The following is a 17,049-nucleotide window of genomic DNA, read 5'->3' on the forward strand; positions in this document are numbered from 1 at the left end:
TATCGTGTTACTCAAGGCGGTTGACAGCTGTGAGGTTCTTGTTCTTCTCGACAATGTAAGTGATCTACTTTCCTCGGTTCCAAGACGTGTAACTGGAGAGGTTTCGAACATTGTGGGAGCCGGTGCATCCCAATTGGCTGGGCGGTGCCTATGTTGTGCCCAATGGGGTCTTTCCCTGGTGATCAAGACCACGCTTAACGGCAAAACGCATACGGTCCTGTTTGATAGCGGCCCGGAAGGCTACGCGATCAAACGGAACGGCGACAGGCTTGGTCTGCGCTTCGGAGATATTGACGCAGCGGTCTTCTCTCATGGTCACTGGGACCATGTCGGGGGAATGTTGACAGCGCTCCAGTTGATCACCGATGCAAATGGTGGCCACAAGGTCCCGGTACACGTGAATGATGGCATGTTCGTACCGCGAGCTGTGCATAAGCCGGGAGGAGATGGAGAGTTCCTCCCGTTCGACGACGTGCCATCTAAAGAGCAACTCTCAGCGGCCGGAGCCGAGATTGTCTCAAGCGATGACGCACGCACATTGCTTGATGGGCATTTCCATCTCAGTGGCGAGATTCCGCGACGAACGTCCTACGAGAACGGACTGCCTGGACATTTTGCGCAGGCGAACGACGGCGCCTGGCTACCGGATCCATTAATAAGAGATGAGCGATGGATGGCGGTAAACGTGGCGGGCCTTGGGGCGATTGTTTTTACCGCCTGTTCCCACGCTGGGGTCGTCAACGTGCTGCATCGCGCTCAGGAGGAGCTAGCGCCAGTACCGCTATGGGGCGTCATGGGAGGCTTCCATCTGAGTGGTTCAGCCAGCGAGACATTGATCCCGCAGACCATTGGTGATCTGGAGCAGTTCAATCTGAAATGCTTTGTGCCTGGCCATTGCACTGGCTGGCGTGCTGTCCACAGGCTCGTCGACGCATTCGGGGAGGAGAAAGTCGTGCCTTCTGCAGTGGGGCAGAGGCACCTCTTTCAGGCTTGAAGGATGCCCCCGCGTTTGGCCACTCCCACCTGCGCGTCCATGGCTAGAGTGGCATGCCGCCTGCAGTTGCATCCGGCCGCCGCCGACCGGGTGCACGCCTGCCTGGAGACTACAGGACATGGAACTGCCCTTCGCCCCGCTCTTTTGCGCTTCCTCCCTTCGAAGGGAGGCCCAGCGTCGCGAAATGGTCAGACGCTTCTGGATCCGCTCGAGGATATCGTAGCAGGCCTTGCGAGCCACAAATGGCCGAGGCCTGCCTTGAGCAGGGGGTGGATCGTTCGATGCACCAGGCAAGGAAGACTGGTTCGGAGCCGGTGGGCCATCCCCACCGTGCTAGCGCACGCTTGTTGTGGTGTTTGAAATCCAGGCGATTAATTGCGTTTTGGCGCTGGCGCCACTGAATCATGGTTCGAGGGGCCGGGATGCGATCACCAAGGTTGAATGCCCGCATCCAACCCCGCGACGGTGGATGAAGCGCGCCTTCCTTCCATTTGATCAAAGACGTTGTGAAATGTGCCGATTTTCAGACATCACTGTGCGGCTAGCAAAATTGCTCACCAAAGGCGACGGCAAAGCATATCCTCCTCAAGAGTCCCTCGTTCAATCTGATTTGAGCCCCGTCCTGGGCAGTCTCTCCATCCTGGTATGAGGATGGTCCAGGCGGCTCCGGGTGGCAGATCATGCGCAAGCAACCCATGCACCGATCGGCAAGGCTGTCTTCCTCAGCCTCCCGCATTCGGGAGAGCGAACAGCACTTTAGATTGCTCGCCGACGGCATCCCTCATATCGTACTGACCGCCAAACCTGATGGCTGGATCGACTACTGCAACCAGCGATGGTCCACCTATACAGGACTTACTCTCGAGCAAACTCAAATCGGTGCGTGGCGGACGGTCATACATCCGGATGATATGCAAGGCACAAGCGACCGCTGGAGGAGCGCCGTTGCGAATGGATGCGAATATGAACTTGAATTTCGCTTGAAAAGAGCCGCCGATGGCGCCTATCGATGCCACCTTGCCCGCGGAGCGCCATTTAAAGACCTCGATGGAAATATCGTAAAGTGGTTTGCGACCTGCACTGACATCGAGGACCAAAAGCAGGCGCAGGCCGCGGCTGAACGCGCTAACCTCGCCAAATCAGACTTCCTTTCCAGCATGAGCCATGAGTTGCGTAGCCCCTTGAACGCGATCCTTGGCTTTGCGCAGTTGATGGCCTCGGATGCTCCGCCGCCGACGCCCTCGCAGCAGGCCAGCATCGACCAGATTCTGAAAGCCGGCTGGCATTTGCTGGAACTGATCAATGAGGTCCTTGATCTCGCGAAGATCGAAGCCGGGCAGGCGGCGCTGTCGCCAGAGCCGGTATCCTTGGCTGAAGCCTTGCGAGAATGCCACTCCATGGTCGAGCAGCAGGCCTTGAAACGAGGGATCCGCATGCGCTTCCCGTTGCTTGATGTCCCGTGCTTTGTCCGCGCTGATCGCACCAGGCTTAAGCAGATCCTGCTCAACCTTCTGTCCAACGCGATCAAATACAACCGTGACCAAGGAACGGTCGAGGTGCAATGCAGCGTAACCGGCGGGGACCGCATTCACATCAGCGTGCGCGATACCGGCGCAGGGTTGGCACCGGAACGGCTGGCGCAACTATTTCAGCCATTCAACCGGCTCGGGCAGGAAGCCGGCCCCGAGGAGGGCACAGGCATCGGTCTCGTGGTGGCCAAGCGACTGGCGGAGCTGATGGGGGGAACCATCGGCGCCGAAAGTACGGCTGGCGTGGGCAGCGTATTCTGGGTCGAACTGGTCGCTGCACGCCCTCCGGAAATGACAGGTGAGAGCGTCGAGCCAGCTGTACCGGCCAACGCGCAATTAGAAAACCGCTCTTCAGTGCATACCCTGTTGTATGTCGAAGACAACCCCGCCAACCTGAAGCTGTTGGAGCAACTCATCGCTCGCCGGGCCGATATGCGCCTGCTGACCGCCGTGACCGGGGCTCTCGGCGTCGAGCTCGCGCGCGTTTCGTTGCCAGAAGTGATCGTGATGGATATCCATCTGCCCGACATCAACGGCGTCGAGGCGCTGAGACTCCTGCGCGAAAACCCGAGGACGGCGCACATTCCGGTCATCGCCCTCAGCGCAAATGCGATGCCACGCGACATCGAGAAGGGCATCAAAGCGGGATTCTTTCGTTACCTGACCAAGCCGATCAAGCTCAATGAATTCATGGAGGCACTGAGCGCAGTGTTGGAACTGACTGGAAAAGGGACTGTTCAGCGTTAACGAAGCAGAGCGCTCCGTATGATCAGCCCATCCGACATTCTTGCGGCAAGAATCCTGGTCGTCGACGATCTGGAGGCCAATGTCCTGTTGCTCGTGCAGATGCTGCGTGGGGCCGGCTACATTTGCGTCGCGTCAACAATGGATCCGCGTGCGGTTTGCGAGCTTCACAGCAAGAATCGCTACGATCTGATCCTGCTCGATCTCCAGATGCCAGGCATGGACGGATTCCAGGTCATGGAAGGCCTGAAGGAAGTCGAGGCAGACAGCTACCTTCCCGTCATCGTGATCACCGCCCAACCCGATCACAAGTTGCGTGCCCTGCAAGCCGGTGCGAAGGACTTCGTCAGCAAGCCCTTTGATCTGGCCGAAGTACTGATGCGGGTGCGCAACATGCTGGAAGTGCGTCTGTTGCACAGGGAGTCGTTGCGGTACGGCAAAGCCCTCGAGCAGAAGGTGCGCGAAGTGGAAGCCAGCCGAGAGACGATCATTCGCCAGAGTGACGAGCTCAAGCGTCTTTATGAGAAGCTCGTTCACGAGCAAAAGGTGTCGGAACGACTGTTGCTCAACCTGCTGCCGTCCCCCATTGCTGAGCGCTTGAAGGCGCGCTCCGACCTCATCGCCGGCAGCCCTCCAGCAATCATCGCCGACAACTTCCTGGAAGTATCGGTGTTGTTCGCGGATATCGTTCAGTTCACCCGTTTTTCTGCCGGCATGAGCCCGGAGAGCCTGGTGGCAATACTAAATGAGATATTTGCCGACTTCGATAATATCGCCGACAGCCGCGGGCTCGAGAAGATCAAGACAATCGGCGACGCTTACATGGCGGCCGCCGGCCTGCCTGTCCCTGTGGCCGATCATGCCGTGCGTGCCGCGCATATGGCATTGGACATGATTGAGTCGCTGGCCCGCTTCAATGAACGCAGCGGCCACAGTTTGCAGTTGCGTATTGGCATCAACAGCGGTGCGGTAGTCGCCGGTGTTATCGGCAGGCGCAAGTTCATCTATGACCTGTGGGGCGACGCCGTCAATGTCGCAAGCCGGATGGAATCCCAAGGCGTGGCCGATCGCGTACAGGTGACGGAAGCTACCCGGCAGCGGCTCAGGGAACCGTTCGTGCTCGAGGAGCGCGGTACCATTGTGGCCAAAGGTCTCGGTGAGCTGCACACATGGTTCCTGATTGGCAGAAGCGGCCAGGCCCCCTAGGCGGGCTCGAAGCAATGGCAAGGGAGCCGGCAAGATCAATCGCACGGAAGCAGCCAAAGGATCATCGTCGCTAGCTGTCGTCGTTGCGGCATCAGGCCAGCCTGGCAGGCAACCACGGGCTTCTGCCGTGCCGCGCACCAAGCGATTGCAGGAGGAAATGACCAGGTTCTTGAAGGACAGCGGGTACGACGATCCCAATGCTACTCTGCCGTTGCGCCAGAGGCCTTCACCACCTTCCCCCACTGTTCGCGCTCGCCGCGCATGAAGGTATCAAAGGCTGCTGGCCCCAGCGCGCCCGCCCGGCCGCCCAGCTGCTGCAGGCGCTGGGCGAAATCCTTGCGCACCAGGATGCCGGCCACCGACCGGTAGACAGCGAGCGCTTGGGAAGGAATTGCGTGCACCATGCTTACTCCAGCGCCACCCCCACGGCCTTGCCCACGCGAGACCATTTCGCGATATCGGCCTTTTGGTAGTCCGCCAGCTGCTGCGAGGTGCCACCGACCACTTTGACGCCCAGCTTGTCCAGGTGGGCCACCACTTCCGGGTCCTTCAGGATACGGTTGATCTCGGTATTCAGGCGTTGCACGATGGTCGTCGGCGTGCCGGCCGGGGCGAACACTGCCTGCCACTGCTCTGCCTCGAAGCCGGGCACACCCGCCTCAGCCATTGTCGGCACCGCCGGCAGGCTGGCCAAGCGCGTCTTGGTGGCCACGCCGAGCGCGCGGAGCTTGCCGGCCTGCACCTGCGGCAGGATGGGGGCGGTGGGCGCGAACATGAAGTCCACGTGGCCGGCCATCACGTCCTGGATGGCGGGCACGTCGCCCTTGTAGGGCACGTGGGTGATGCTGACCTTGCGCTCCACCTTGAGCAACTCGCCGGACATCTGCAGGATGGTGCCGCTGCCGCCGGAGGCAAAGGTGACGGCGCCGGGCTTGGCCTTGGCGGCAGCCAAGAGTGCCTGCACAGTGCGGTATGGGCTGTTGGGACCGACGATCAGCACGCTGGGAATGGTACCGATCATCACCACCGGCTCGAAGGACTTGATGGCGTCATAGGGCAGCTTCGGATTGAGCGCAGGATTGATTGCGTGCGACGCAGTGGACGCGCCCAGCAATGTGTAACCGTCCGCCGGTGCACGCGCCACGAAGGCCGAGCCGATAGCGCCAGTGGCGCCAGGCCGGTTCTCCACCACCACGGTGGTGTGCAGGGCCTGGCCGAGCTTCTGTGCGATCAGGCGCGCAAGGATATCGGTGGTGCCGCCGGCAGGATACGGTACGACATAGGTGATCACCCGATCAGGCCAGCCAGGCTGCGCCGAGACAGTCGGCGTGGTGCATGCCAGCAGGGGAAAGCAGAGGGCGACAAGAAAATGCCTGAATTTCATTGGGACGGTCTCCATGGGTTTCTGTTATCTGGCATCGGCACTAGAGGCCAAAGCCGTAGAGTCTTCGCGGGTTGTCGGTGAGAACTGCCTTGGCCAATGCATCGTCGCCACACCATTGCCGGAAGAGCGCCAGAAGGTCGCCGTCGTCCGGTGACGAGCGGCCGGTGGCAACGATCGTTGGGTGCGGCCAGTCCGATCCCCATACCATCTGGCCGGGGGCGCGTTCGAGATAGCGACGCGCAAGCGAAGCGACGTCGCCATAAGCAGGCGCGCCCTCCCGCGACTCAATGTAAGGGCCAGACAGCTTCACCCAGGCCCTGTTGTCATCCAACAGGCCTGCAATTACCTCGAACGCGGGTTCAAACTCGGGCCCGCCGAATGGCAAGTGCCCGTAGTGGTCAAATACGATGCGAGCGGGCAAGGCCTTCAGCAGGGGTTGCATGTGAGGCAACCACGCGGCAGGTGCATTGAGTTGGATATGCCAACCCAGAGGCGCGACACGCGCGGCAAGCGGCGCAAGCATCTCCGCGTCTACAGGCCCGGGCATCGTGAGGTTGAACCGGATGCCCCGAATACCAGACGCATGCAGGCTCTCAAGCTCACTCTCGGTGATGGAGGTGTCCACCACAGCGACGCCGCGTGCCTCCTTGCCCAACGCTCGGAGGGCGGCCAATGTAGGCCTGTTGTCCGTGCCATAGGTCGACGGGGTGACCACTACGGCACGAGTGGTTCCCATCGCTCGTTGTACAGCTCGGTAGTCCGACACGAGGGCATCTGGTGGTCGGAGCGTTGCAGTCCCTGCAACCGGATAACGGCTGTCGTAGACGTGCATGTGGCAATCGCAGGCGTTCGCAATCGGGCGTTGTCCAAGGATTCTCATCGGTTACTCTCCGTACCAGGACCGCGTGAAACGCCGCGGTGTCCGGACAATTTCGCCAACTCGGATGCCGCGCCTTCCGGCAGGTCGCCGCCATACGCCATCGCATGCTCCAGGGATACAGATCCACGCCGCCCCCAATAGGGGCCCTCCGGGCTGTGCTTCCAGTGTTGCGTCACGTCGTTTCTCCGTCTCGACGCCACAGCGGCATGCCCGCCACATCCATGTCCATGCGCAGGATGTCTCCCGCCGTGGAGTCAGTCGCGAACAACGTCTTGCCTTCGGCGCCGCCGAAGGCAAGATTGGTCAATGAATGACCTGCGGGGCCGCGCAGCACCTGTACCGGCTCGGCGAGGTGGTTGAGCACCCACACGTAGGCCAGTCCAGGGTTCGCTACCAGCAGCCGGCCCGATGCATCCATTGCCAGCCCGTCCGGGCCGCTCGGTCCGTAGGAGGTAAAGAACTGCCCGGTCTTGGACACGCCGCCATCGGCGAGGATGGGCATGCGCCAGACGCAATTTCCCCGCGTCACCGCAACGAACAGGAATTTCTCATCGGGTGACAGTACGATGCCGTTCGGGCTGGGCACATTGGAGAGCAGGAGTTCCAGCCGCCCCGCTGCGGTGAGGCGATAGACACGCCCGGTGGGATCGTGCAGTCCGGTCTGTCCCTGGTCGGTGAAATAAATGTTCCCCCGCGAATCCAACGTGAGGTCGTTGACGCCCTTGAAGTTCTCTGTGTTGCGGCGGTCCAGGTATGGTTTTGCGCTGCCGACGCGCACGTCGACGAGCATCAGGCCATTGCGGTAATCCGTTACCAGCAGCTCGCGCGCGTTGAGGAACTTCATGCCATTGGGCTCGCCTTCCCACTGCGCTACCACGTCCCAATCTCCCCCCTGGTCGATGCGGAAGACGCGGCCATTGGGAATATCGCTGACATAGAGGTTGCCCTCCCCGTCGAATACCGGTCCTTCCAGGAAAGAATCGATCTCGCGTCCGCCCTGGTTGGCATCCGCCCAGGCCGTTCGCCTCGGTTGGCGATAGCGCTCCGGCATTGGGGAAAAAACGTCAAACTCTCGGATCTCCGGGGTATTCAGCAGGAACATGGCAATTCTTCTGTGCGCAGTGCATGGATAAAAATTGTGCAGCATTTGCCGGTGGCCAGGGCGCAGGCGGTCGGGACCGCGTCAATGCCGTGCCTGCGGGCCCGCCGCATGACGGCTGCGCTTGCGGTGTGATCCGGCGCGGCTCGCCTGTGCGAGTTGCCTCGCCCGTACTTGCCGGCGCTCATTGCTTTTCAAACGCGGTGTTGGCCGCGATCTTGCCCCAGAACGCCGTGCGTTCGGAGAGCTGCCGGGAGAACATCACGGCGTCCCAATAGCCAGGCTCCGCTGCAATGCCCTCGGCAAAGGTCTTCATGTCCTGCGACGCCATCGCCTTGGCCACCTCCTTTTGCAGGCGATCCGTCACCGCCCCCGGCGTGCCTGCGGGCGCCCAGAGGCCGGTGAAGTTGACCACGCCATAGCCCTTGACGCCCGCCTCGGCAAACGTAGGCACATTGGGCAACGCGGACAGGCGTTTGTCGCCGCTCACCGCCAGCAAACGCAGGCTGCCGCCCTTGACCTGCCCAATGACCCCGGGCGTGGAAGCGATCTGGTAGTCGATGGTGCCGCCAAGCAGCGCCAGCGTGGCTTCGCCCGCGCCCTTGAACGGCACGTGCATGAAATGAGCGCCCGTCGCCACGCCCAGTGCCTCGCTGGCGAAATGCGGCGTCGTGCCGGAGCCGCCCGAGCCATAGCTCACCTTGCCGTCGCCTGTGCGAGCGGCCGCCACCAGATCGCTCATGCTCTTGAACTTGCTGTCCGCTTTGACTACCACGGCCATCGGGGCAAACACGAAGGCTGCCACCGGTCTCAGGTCCTTGGCATGGTCGAACGGCAGCTTCTTGAAGATATGGGGCAGCAGCGAGAACGTCGTGTCGTTGGCAAGCAGCGTATAACCATCGGCCGGGGCGCGAGCTACTTGCGTAGTGCCGATGGTGCCGGTGGCGCCCGCCTTGTTTTCCACCACGAAGCTCTGGCCGGTCTGCTCAGTGAGGCGCTGGGCCATCTTGCGGGTAACGGCGTCCACGGCGCCGCCCGGCGGATAGGGAACGATGATTCGCACCGGCTTGGCGGGCCAGGTCTGTGCATGAACGGATATGGCGATCCACGCCATCGCACCCAGCGCGCCGCGGCAAAGGGCCAAGGCGAGGGTTGATCTGGTATTCATTGCTTGTCTCCTGCTATTTTTTGAGTCAATCGCGCGTTCGTGTGCGCTACGCGTCGTCTACGATGCTTTGCATCCTTCTCCCCTTGAGGGACCCCTCAGGCCCTTCCGGGGCTTTTGCGCGCCACCGTCAGCGCCGTCCTGCGCATCAGGCAGCTTCGTAGCGCGTTAGCCCGCTTTGGCCAGCGCCTCAGCACGGGCGAGCACATCCAGCGTATTCCGAACCGCTGCCACGCCCATGTTCACGTACGCGGCGCTCGTCACGCCTCCAATGTGCGGGCTGAGCAGAAAGCCGGGCTGGCCGTGGAAGATGTGGGGCACCGTCATCGGTTCCACAACAAAGCTGTCCAGGCCCGCCATGGCGACATGGCCGGAGCCAACCGCGGCCAACAATGCCGCTTCGTCGATCAGCCCGCCGCGCGCGGTGTTGACCAGTATCACGCCCGGCTTGCAGCGAGCCAGCGTTTGCGCGTTGACCATCGCCCTGTTCTCGCTGGTCAGCGGGCAATGCAGCGAGATCGCGTCGGCCACCCTCCAGATCGTTTCCAGGTCCACCGGCTCGATATAGTCCGGCAGATCCCCGGCAAACGGATCGAAGCCGATCACGCGCATGCCCATGGCATCACACATCCTGGCGAAGCGCCGGCCAATCGCGCCCAGGCCAATCAGCCCGATGGTGGCGCCTGCCAGCTCAACGCTCTTGTGCGTGGCCTTGTCCCAGTGGCCGGCATGCATGCGCTCGTTGAGTTGCGCGACGGATTTGGCGCAGCCCAGCAGCAGGGCCATCGCTTGTTCCGCCACCGCGGCCGCATTGGCGCCAACCGCAGCCGTGACCTCGATGCCGCGCGCGGCGGCGGCGGGCTTGTCGATGGTGTCGGTGCCGCTGCCGTGCTTGGAGATGACCTTCAGGGCCGGCGCGGCATCCATGATCTCCGGCGTCACGGCGCCGTAGCGCACGATGATGCCGACCGGGTCGTGGCGCTGCGCCAGCGCCACCAGGTCGGCTGCCAGCGGTGTCTTGCCGGCGTAGACGACTTCGTAATCGCCGAGCAATGCCAAGGCCTGTGGTGCGAGGTCGGCCCCCGTGACGAGAATGACTGGCTTGTTGAGCACGGTACTCACAGTGCCTCTCCCGCTTTCAGCACGCCGGCCGTGACGAGCGAGGCCAGCAACCACGGGGCGCTGGTCTCGCCTTTCTTGATCTGGGCGATGCGGCGGGCTTCGGCCGCTTCCTTGTGCTCGGCCAGCGGCAGCAGCGAGGCGATCTTTTCACGCTCGACCACGACCAGGCCATCGGCGTCGCCGCAGATGAAATCGCCAGGGTTGACCGTGACGCCGCCCACCGAGACCGGGTGGCCGATGCGCCCGCCCACTTCCTTGGTTGGGCCATTGGGGTTGGTGCCCACCGAAAACACCGGGTAGTCCATTTCGTCGATTTCCAGGCTGTCACGCACCGCGCCGTCGATCACCACGCCGGCGATGCCGCGCTGGCGGCATGCATTCATCATGATGGTGCCCATCAGCGCGCTGCTCTGGTCACCCTTGCCGTCGATCACCAGCACGTCGCCGGGCTGGGCCAGCGCCATCGCGGCATGGATCATCAGGTTGTCGCCGGGGCGCACTTCCACGGTGAAGGCGGTGCCGGCCAGCTTCATGTGCGGGCGCAACGCCCTGATGCGGCCGTGCAGCGCGCCGCGGCGGCCAGCCACGTCGGCCAGGATCGCGGGCTGGAATTTCGCTGCCTGGGCGACGATGTCGGCGGGTACGCGGTCGAAGGATTTGACGATGTTGGGCAGGCTCATGGCATGGCTCCTTGGATTCGGGGATGGCAACAGATCTCGTTATTTGTTGGAACGGATTCTGGATGGTCGTTGCACTGAGTACAATACGGTTTCACTGTGCGAAACTCATTCCGCGCCATGAACTCCTCCAATTCCCCCATCGCCGGCGAGGCGGCTGGCGGCGGCGCTATCGCGGCACGGCGGGCGCTGCGCGTCCTGGAAGCCTTCGGTGTCAGCGACGCACAACGCACACTGGCCGAGCCAAGCCGCCGCACCGGCTTTCACAAGACCACAATGCTGCGTCTCGCGCGCACGCTGGCAACCGACGACTACCCGGTTCAGAAGGAGGAAGGAGGAAAGAGGACGGCAGCTGGCGGCTCGGGCGCGCCGCCGGCTGGCTGGGCGCGTGCTACCAGGCCACCTTCAACGTGTCCGAAGTGGTGGCGCCGGTGCTGCGGGAGCTGACGGTCAAGACCGGGGAAAGCGCATCGTTCTACGTGCGCGAGGGCCGGCAGCGCATGTGCTTGGCGCGCGTGGAGGGGCCGCAAGCCATCCGGCATCATGTGCGCATCGGCTCGGCGCTGCCGCTGGAACCGATAAACCCATCTTGATTGTCCGGCGACTCTTGCTGACCATCAGGATTACCAGTCAGCCGGATTGATCAAGGATGTCAGTACGTGGTCTGCCCACGCGCCATCAAGCTTTAGATACGCCCGGGCGATACCTTCGCGCTCAAAGCCAAGTCCGGTGAGTAGCCGAGCGCTGCGCTCGTTCTCAGGTTGGTAGCGCGAAATCCTTGATAAGCATCTGCTGGCTCGCGCGCAGGATTTCCTCCCCGAGTTGGGGATCTGCGCTGGCCACCGCTCGGGACAGGATGACCGCGCCGACCATCTCGTTATAGAACGCGATGGCCTCCCGGCGCGTTTCGTCGCCGTCTCCGCTCCCCGCGCGCTGTTCCGCGACAAGCTTCGTCAAGGTGTCGATCATTTCCTGCAGACCCTTCGCAAAGTGCACCTGCGCCTCATGGCCCAGCCGGCGCACGTCCGCGGTGAGGCCGGCAACGGCACAACCATGCTCGATATCACTGCAATGCGTTCCTGACAGGTAATAGTCGATCTGTCGCCGCAAACGGTTGCCGCCCGGCGCAATTGGCGCGGCGATGGCTTCCTTCAGGTCGTGATTGGCCTTGCCCATCGCCGTCGCCACGACTTCGGCCGCCAGCGCCTCTTTCGATTCGAAGTGGTTGTAGAAGCCACCCTGGGTAAAGCCTGCCGCCTTCATCAGCGCGCTTAGGCCGACACCATCGATTCCGTGCTCGCGGAACAGCCTCTCCGACGCCGCAACGATGGTCTTGCGGTTCTCCACCGCCTGCTGCTTCGAAACGCCCATCGCTTAGTACTCCTTTGCCTTTGTGCTGTTGTCATCTCAAGTATAGCGTCTCTCGTGAAAAGACAATGGTGATTGACCTTGACATTTTGGATTCTGTCGACAAAACTCAATGTCAATCACCATTGTGTTTCCGTGATTTCACCTCGTAGATACCTTTATGCACATCGAAAGTCACCAGCCTTTGCTCAACCCGATCCGGCTCGGGGACCTGGAGTTGCCTAATCGTGTCGTCATGGCGCCACTGACTCGCATGCGTGCGACCAATCCCGATCTTGCTCCGACCGCCCTGCATGCCGACTACTACGCCCAGCGCGCCTCGGCGGGACTGATCGTCAGCGAAGGCATTTTTGTCAGCCCCGAGGCAGTCGGCTGGGCCGACGTGCCCGGACTCTGGAGCGATGCGCAGGTGCGTGGCTGGCGTGTGGTGACCGACGCCGTGCACCGCGCGGGAGGCCGGATCGTTGCGCAGCTCTGGCATACCGGTTCGCTGGGGCACCCGGATTTCCACCCGGGCAAGGCACCGCTTTCGGCGTCAGCAGTCAACCCTGGGCAGCAGAGCGTGACGGCGACCGGCAAGAAGGACACCGTCGTCCCGCGGCCCATGGACAAGGACGACATCCGCCGCACGGTCGCCGATTTCGGCCGGGCAGCGCGCAACGCGATCGCGGCGGGCTTTGACGGCGTGCAGATCCAGGGCGGCTATCACTACCTGTTCAACCAGTTCCTCAACGCCCGCACCAATCTGCGCGCGGATGAGTACGGTGGCTCGACGGAGAACCGGGCCCGTTTCCTGTTCGAGGTCGTGGAAACGGTGGCCGAGGTCGCCGGGGCGCACCGAACCGGGATCAAGACGGGGCCGGCAACATCCGAAACAGGAGCGTTCGTCTCCACTGACGAGACGCTTGCCGCCTCCGAATACGTGATTGGCCGGCTTGACGAATTCGGGCTTTCCCATCTGCTGCTGATGGGAGCCATGGCCGACGTGTCGACAACGCCGCTGGCCTTGCTGGCCGGAGACGGAATGTTCCGCCATTTCCGCAACCTTTATCGCGGCAACATCATCGCCAATGTCGATATCGACCGTGAACGGGGCAACGAGCTGATCGGGGCCGGACTGGTCGACATGGTCGCCTTCGGCCGCCCGTTCATTGCCAATCCGGATCTGCCGAAGCGCTTCGCCGCCGACGCGCCGCTTGCCGGCATCGACTGGACGAAGGTCTACGGACCGACGGCCGAGGGCTATGTCGACTATCCCGCCATCCAGGCCGTGCGGGCATGACGCGCCACCAAGCCCATACAGCACCTCAGGAGAACCAGCATGACCACCGCCGAAGCCGCCAACAAGGCCCTCGTGCTCGAGGCATTCGACACGCTCTTCAACAAACGCGACTACGCTGCCGCCGAGCGATTCTGGTCGCCCGGCTATATCCAGCACAGCGCGCATATCGAACCGGGCCGTGACGGCCTGTTCAACCTCATCAAGGCCGTGCCGCCGAGCTTGCGCTACGAGCCGGGCGTGATCGTTGCGGATGGCGACTACGTGATCATCCATGGCCGCTTTTCCGGCCACGGGCGTCCTGCCGCATGGATCGCCGCGGACATTCTGCGCATTGAGGACGGTGTGCTCGCCGAGCATTGGGACGTGCTGCAAGACGAGGCTACGGAAGCCGAATCGAAGAGTGGCCTGCCCATGTTCGGCAACAGTTTCGCGCGCTGAGTCCAACCGTCATCGCCCAAGGAGGCATCATGAAACTCACAGGTAACACCGTGTTCGTCACCGGCGGCGGCTCTGGCATCGGCCGCGGTCTCGCCGAAGCACTCCACAAGCTCGGCAACCAGGTCATTATCTCGGGCCGGCGCCCGGAGCGTCTGCAGGCGACCATCGACGCGAACCCCGGCATGCACGCGGTATCGCTCGATATTGCCGATCCAACGGATATCAAGAAGGTCGCTGAACAACTGATCGCCGACCATTCCAGCCTGAACGTGCTGATCAACAACGCCGGCATCATGCTGCTCGATGATGCTGCCGGCCCGGTCGATGATGACTTGCTGAGCTCAACCGTCGCAACGAACCTGCTCGGGACGATTCGGATGACCTCGGCGTTGATCGAGCATCTGAAGACGAAAGACGGTGCCGTCGTGGCCAACGTCAGCTCGGTGCTCGGCTTCGTACCCATGGCGACTTCAGCGGTGTACAGCGCGACCAAGGCGGCCTTGCATTCGTACACGCTTTCGCAGCGCTATCTGCTTCGCGGCAGCAAGGTCTCGGTCATCGAGATCGTGCCGCCCTGGGTCCGCACGGAGTTGCTGAACAGCACCGAGGAACCGCGCGCGATGCCGCTCGACGCATTCATCGCCGGCACGATCGAACAACTGGGTGCCGACGCCAACGAAATACTGGTCGGTCCCGCGGTGGCCATGCGTGCCAATCCAGGGCCGAACGAGCATGCGTGGGTCAACGAGTTCAATGACACGCTGGCCGCAGGCTGATTACAGGGTTGCCTGGCGGCAGCCGGGCAATCCCCGACAAGCCAACGTGCATGCATGCGTGCGGCATGGACAGACTCCGATCCATCGATGCCTTCATCGGAACGGCTGGATTTCGCTAACTCAGTGAGGTGGGCAGGCGACGGGGAGCCTCGTTAGCTGCCTCGCTTGTGCGAAGGGGAGCACGCTGACATCCCTGTTGGAGCAGGTCGTGGCCGGGAGCAGGCTCTGCGTGCCTGTAAAGTTGAACCACGGCCCCCTTGTGGTCACATGCGAGGAGTATCCGGATTGGCCTGCCAAGCCCCGCTTTAACGGGGGAATAGGAATCATGGCGATTAATTGCATTCTTGTTGCCAGAGGATACTCGCCGGGAAGTGTGCGCTTGGTGCTTGCCGACCAACCGCATGCACTGCAGGCCAGCATGCGAATGTACGACCGGCGCTGGCGCCGGCCGGAAGACTCACCGCCCCTCGAGTGGGCGGTACCTGGCACGTTCTCCCTATAGCGTCGGCGGCGTGAATTTCTGCATCCCGGCGGCGTCAGGACTCAGCATGGCCTCCAGCGCCCGCGCCCGGAATTCGCGCGGCGCGAGGCCGGTGTGCTTGCGGAAGAAGCGGCCGAAATATGCCTCGTCGGCAAAACCCAGCGTGTGGCCCAGTTGCTTGATGCTGTTGCGGGTGTAGACCAGGTCGCGCTGCGCTTCATGGATCAGCCGTGCATTGATCACGTCCAGGCTCGACATGCCAAGGACCTCGCGGCACAAGCGGGTGAGCTGGCCAGGCGTGATGCCCAGTTGCGACGCATAGGCCTGCATCGGCAGATGCTGCCTGAAATGCTCATCGACCAGAGCGCGGAATTTTTCGATCTTGGCCGCCTTGCGCGAGTTCGCGCTCATGGGCGCGGATTGCTCGATGTGCCGCAGGCGGGCAATCTGCACCAGCAACGCGGTCAGCAACGACACGCCGGCGGCCACCCGGCCGATAGCCTGGCCGCGCGACTCGCGCTCCAACGCCAGGAACAGCGGCATCAGGGACTCCAGCTCGCGCTCCATCCCGGCCAACGAAATCACCGCCGGCGTGCGGATGGTCTGCAGCAGCTCTGGCATGACCACGGTCGCCATCGACTCCAGCAGACGCTGCGCGGCGGTCACCACCGGGCCATCCACATCGGTAGAAAACCGAAAACCATGCACGGTTTGTGCTGGAATCAGCAGCACGCAGGGCGCTTGCGCCTGTACCCGCCCCTGCTCGAGCAGCACCTCGGCCGAGCCGTTGCGCAAACACAGGATCTGCAGGAACGCGTCGTGCGTATGCGGGCGAATGTCCCAGTTGTATGGGCGTGAGCGCTGCGGGATCCACTCGAAATCGAACGTGAGCTGCCAGCCAGGAAGAGCCTGGTCACCGTAGAGCGAATAATTCGGGATAACCCTAGCCATGACGTAAGCCCTTTGCGCATTTGCACGAATTGTCCGGCTCTTGGCTGGAATCGTCAATCTTGCGGCACGGTCGCCGGCCAACAATTCCGCTCACTGACTAGAGGAGACAACATGACACCCCGTAACACAGCCAGCGCGCACTGGCTTGGCCTCGAAGGCCGGGTCTGCGTGGTCAGCGGTGGCGCCAGCGGCATTGGCGAGGCCATCGCCCACGGCCTGGCGCAGGCCGGCGCCCGCGTCGCGGTGCTGGATCTCGATGCGGACCGCGGCGATGCCGTGGCGCGCGATCTGCGCGCACTGGGTGCCACCGCGCTCTTCGCGCGCTGCGATATGACGAGCGAAACCAGCGTGCGCGCCGCCGCCGCGAAAGTACAGGCGGAACTTGGCCCCTGCCATGCGCTGATCAATAACGCCGGCGTACTGCGCTCCGGGAATCTGGCGGACGTGAGTCTCGAAGACTGGAACCAGGTGCTGTCCGTCAACCTGACCGGCTATCTGCTGTGCGCGCGCGCATTTTCCCAAGCCATGCGCGAAGCCGCATGCGGCAGCATCGTGAACGTGGCATCGATCTCAGGCCGGTTTCCCCAGACAGGCAGCGGCGCTTATAGCGCCAGCAAGGCGGGCGTGCTGCTGCTGTCGCGTCAGATGGCGGCCGAATGGGGGCCGCATGGCATTCGCAGCAACGCGATTTGTCCCGGCATGATCCGCACCGCGCTATCGGCCGCGTTCTACCAGGCGCCGGGCTTCGAAGCCAGCCGCGCGGCCGTCACCGCCAGCCGGCGCATCGGCGAGCCGCAGGATATCGCCGATGTGGCCGCGTTCCTGGCGAGCCCGCGCTCTGCCTATGTCAATGGCGCCGAGCTCTCCGTGGATGGCGGCATGTCCAGCATGCTGATGGACATGGTCCCGCGTCCCGGCTTCAACCAGACAGCCCAGGCCTGAAGCCCGGCACA

At 62.7% G+C, this 17,049-nt stretch carries 16 protein-coding genes and 2 pseudogenes; 9 read left to right on the forward strand and 9 right to left on the reverse strand.

Annotated elements, in window-relative coordinates:
* The 4 genes and pseudogenes from P3W85_RS38505 to P3W85_RS38520 all read left to right on the forward strand — a co-directional run.
* Window positions 1-994: MBL fold metallo-hydrolase (locus P3W85_RS38505; RefSeq protein ID WP_276268659.1), on the forward strand; the 994-nt coding region annotated here is incomplete at its 5' end.
* A 680-nt stretch (window positions 995-1,674) separates the two neighbouring features.
* Window positions 1,675-3,270: a PAS domain-containing hybrid sensor histidine kinase/response regulator gene (locus P3W85_RS38510; RefSeq protein ID WP_035818871.1), complete on the forward strand. Its 1,596-nt coding sequence runs from the start codon at window positions 1,675-1,677 to the stop codon at window positions 3,268-3,270.
* Between the two features lie 18 nt (window positions 3,271-3,288).
* Window positions 3,289-4,473 carry an adenylate/guanylate cyclase domain-containing protein gene (locus tag P3W85_RS38515; RefSeq protein WP_017231165.1) on the forward strand — a complete coding sequence of 395 codons (1,185 nt, stop codon included), beginning with the start codon at window positions 3,289-3,291 and terminating at the stop codon, window positions 4,471-4,473.
* Window positions 4,472-4,687: pseudogene (locus P3W85_RS38520) on the forward strand (ISKra4-like element ISBusp5 family transposase); the annotation flags it as partial. The gene P3W85_RS38515 and the pseudogene P3W85_RS38520, both read left to right, overlap by 2 nt.
* On the opposite strand, the gene P3W85_RS38525 reads toward P3W85_RS38520, so the two are convergent.
* The 7 genes from P3W85_RS38525 to P3W85_RS38555 form a co-directional block, all read right to left on the reverse strand.
* Complete coding sequence (locus tag P3W85_RS38525; RefSeq protein WP_276268688.1) at window positions 4,674-4,877, reverse strand: hypothetical protein; 204 nt, start codon at window positions 4,875-4,877, stop codon at window positions 4,674-4,676. The pseudogene P3W85_RS38520 and the gene P3W85_RS38525 sit on opposite strands and share 14 nt — an antisense overlap.
* A 2-nt stretch (window positions 4,878-4,879) precedes the next feature.
* Entirely contained in the window at window positions 4,880-5,857 is a 978-nt protein-coding gene (locus tag P3W85_RS38530) for a Bug family tripartite tricarboxylate transporter substrate binding protein (protein WP_276268660.1), read from the reverse strand.
* A 40-nt stretch (window positions 5,858-5,897) separates the two neighbouring features.
* A complete protein-coding gene (locus tag P3W85_RS38535) occupies window positions 5,898-6,737 on the reverse strand; it encodes an amidohydrolase family protein (RefSeq protein ID WP_346430326.1) in 840 nt (279 codons plus the stop codon).
* Between the two features lie 172 nt (window positions 6,738-6,909).
* Complete coding sequence (locus P3W85_RS38540; protein WP_035818858.1) at window positions 6,910-7,839, reverse strand: SMP-30/gluconolactonase/LRE family protein; 930 nt, start codon at window positions 7,837-7,839, stop codon at window positions 6,910-6,912.
* A gap of 181 nt (window positions 7,840-8,020) precedes the next feature.
* Window positions 8,021-9,004 (reverse strand): Bug family tripartite tricarboxylate transporter substrate binding protein, encoded by a 984-nt coding sequence (locus tag P3W85_RS38545; protein WP_430869700.1) that lies wholly within the window; start codon window positions 9,002-9,004, stop codon window positions 8,021-8,023.
* Window positions 9,005-9,169: 165 nt separating this feature from the next.
* Entirely contained in the window at window positions 9,170-10,114 is a 945-nt protein-coding gene (locus P3W85_RS38550; RefSeq protein ID WP_276268686.1) for an NAD(P)-dependent oxidoreductase, read from the reverse strand.
* 5 nt (window positions 10,115-10,119) lie between these two features.
* On the reverse strand, window positions 10,120-10,803 hold the full coding sequence (locus tag P3W85_RS38555; RefSeq protein ID WP_276268661.1) for an RraA family protein: 684 nt from the start codon (window positions 10,801-10,803) through the stop codon (window positions 10,120-10,122).
* Between the two features lie 117 nt (window positions 10,804-10,920).
* On the opposite strand from P3W85_RS38555, the pseudogene P3W85_RS38560 reads away from it, so the two are divergent.
* Window positions 10,921-11,387: pseudogene (locus P3W85_RS38560) on the forward strand (IclR family transcriptional regulator); the annotation flags it as partial.
* Between the two features lie 169 nt (window positions 11,388-11,556).
* On the opposite strand, the gene P3W85_RS38565 reads toward P3W85_RS38560, so the two are convergent.
* Window positions 11,557-12,171, reverse strand: a complete 615-nt coding sequence (locus P3W85_RS38565) for a TetR/AcrR family transcriptional regulator (RefSeq protein WP_276268662.1) — start codon at window positions 12,169-12,171, stop codon at window positions 11,557-11,559.
* A gap of 157 nt (window positions 12,172-12,328) precedes the next feature.
* On the opposite strand from P3W85_RS38565, the gene P3W85_RS38570 reads away from it, so the two are divergent.
* Genes P3W85_RS38570 through P3W85_RS38580 form a run of 3 tightly spaced genes read left to right on the forward strand, consistent with a single transcriptional unit; the run spans window position 12,329 to window position 14,664 of the window.
* The gene (locus P3W85_RS38570) at window positions 12,329-13,450 is read left to right on the forward strand and encodes an alkene reductase (protein ID WP_276268663.1); all 1,122 of its coding nucleotides are present in this window, start codon (window positions 12,329-12,331) and stop codon (window positions 13,448-13,450) included.
* A 39-nt stretch (window positions 13,451-13,489) separates the two neighbouring features.
* Window positions 13,490-13,888 carry a nuclear transport factor 2 family protein gene (locus tag P3W85_RS38575; protein WP_276268664.1) on the forward strand — a complete coding sequence of 133 codons (399 nt, stop codon included), beginning with the start codon at window positions 13,490-13,492 and terminating at the stop codon, window positions 13,886-13,888.
* Window positions 13,889-13,917: 29 nt separating this feature from the next.
* Entirely contained in the window at window positions 13,918-14,664 is a 747-nt protein-coding gene (locus P3W85_RS38580) for an SDR family oxidoreductase (protein ID WP_276268665.1), read from the forward strand.
* Window positions 14,665-15,160: 496 nt separating this feature from the next.
* Here the strand turns inward: P3W85_RS38580 and P3W85_RS38585 are convergent, their stop codons facing one another.
* On the reverse strand, window positions 15,161-16,096 hold the full coding sequence (locus tag P3W85_RS38585; protein ID WP_276268666.1) for a helix-turn-helix domain-containing protein: 936 nt from the start codon (window positions 16,094-16,096) through the stop codon (window positions 15,161-15,163).
* A 111-nt stretch (window positions 16,097-16,207) separates the two neighbouring features.
* Between P3W85_RS38585 and P3W85_RS38590 the strand changes: the two genes are divergently transcribed.
* A complete protein-coding gene (locus P3W85_RS38590) occupies window positions 16,208-17,038 on the forward strand; it encodes an SDR family NAD(P)-dependent oxidoreductase (protein WP_017231151.1) in 831 nt (276 codons plus the stop codon).
* Window positions 17,039-17,049: the final 11 nt, after the last annotated feature.

This window comes from Cupriavidus basilensis, from assembly GCF_029335485.1.
GTDB lineage: Bacteria > Pseudomonadota > Gammaproteobacteria > Burkholderiales > Burkholderiaceae > Cupriavidus > Cupriavidus basilensis_E.

Excerpts from the sequence above, each read along its gene's own strand:
- P3W85_RS38510 (WP_035818871.1), top strand. The coding sequence starts at position 1,675 with ATGCGCAAGCAACCCATGCACCGATCGGCAAGGCTGTCTTCCTCAGCC.
- P3W85_RS38525 (WP_276268688.1), bottom strand. The coding sequence starts at position 4,877 with ATGGTGCACGCAATTCCTTCCCAAGCGCTCGCTGTCTACCGGTCGGTG.
- P3W85_RS38530 (WP_276268660.1), bottom strand. The coding sequence starts at position 5,857 with ATGAAATTCAGGCATTTTCTTGTCGCCCTCTGCTTTCCCCTGCTGGCA.
- P3W85_RS38555 (WP_276268661.1), bottom strand. The coding sequence starts at position 10,803 with ATGAGCCTGCCCAACATCGTCAAATCCTTCGACCGCGTACCCGCCGAC.
- P3W85_RS38590 (WP_017231151.1), top strand. The coding sequence starts at position 16,208 with ATGACACCCCGTAACACAGCCAGCGCGCACTGGCTTGGCCTCGAAGGC.
- P3W85_RS38540 (WP_035818858.1), bottom strand. The coding sequence starts at position 7,839 with ATGTTCCTGCTGAATACCCCGGAGATCCGAGAGTTTGACGTTTTTTCC.
- P3W85_RS38580 (WP_276268665.1), top strand. The coding sequence starts at position 13,918 with ATGAAACTCACAGGTAACACCGTGTTCGTCACCGGCGGCGGCTCTGGC.
- P3W85_RS38575 (WP_276268664.1), top strand. The coding sequence starts at position 13,490 with ATGACCACCGCCGAAGCCGCCAACAAGGCCCTCGTGCTCGAGGCATTC.
- P3W85_RS38545 (WP_430869700.1), bottom strand. The coding sequence starts at position 9,004 with ATGAATACCAGATCAACCCTCGCCTTGGCCCTTTGCCGCGGCGCGCTG.
- P3W85_RS38585 (WP_276268666.1), bottom strand. The coding sequence starts at position 16,096 with ATGGCTAGGGTTATCCCGAATTATTCGCTCTACGGTGACCAGGCTCTT.
- P3W85_RS38570 (WP_276268663.1), top strand. The coding sequence starts at position 12,329 with ATGCACATCGAAAGTCACCAGCCTTTGCTCAACCCGATCCGGCTCGGG.
- P3W85_RS38535 (WP_346430326.1), bottom strand. The coding sequence starts at position 6,737 with ATGAGAATCCTTGGACAACGCCCGATTGCGAACGCCTGCGATTGCCAC.
- P3W85_RS38515 (WP_017231165.1), top strand. The coding sequence starts at position 3,289 with ATGATCAGCCCATCCGACATTCTTGCGGCAAGAATCCTGGTCGTCGAC.
- P3W85_RS38565 (WP_276268662.1), bottom strand. The coding sequence starts at position 12,171 with ATGGGCGTTTCGAAGCAGCAGGCGGTGGAGAACCGCAAGACCATCGTT.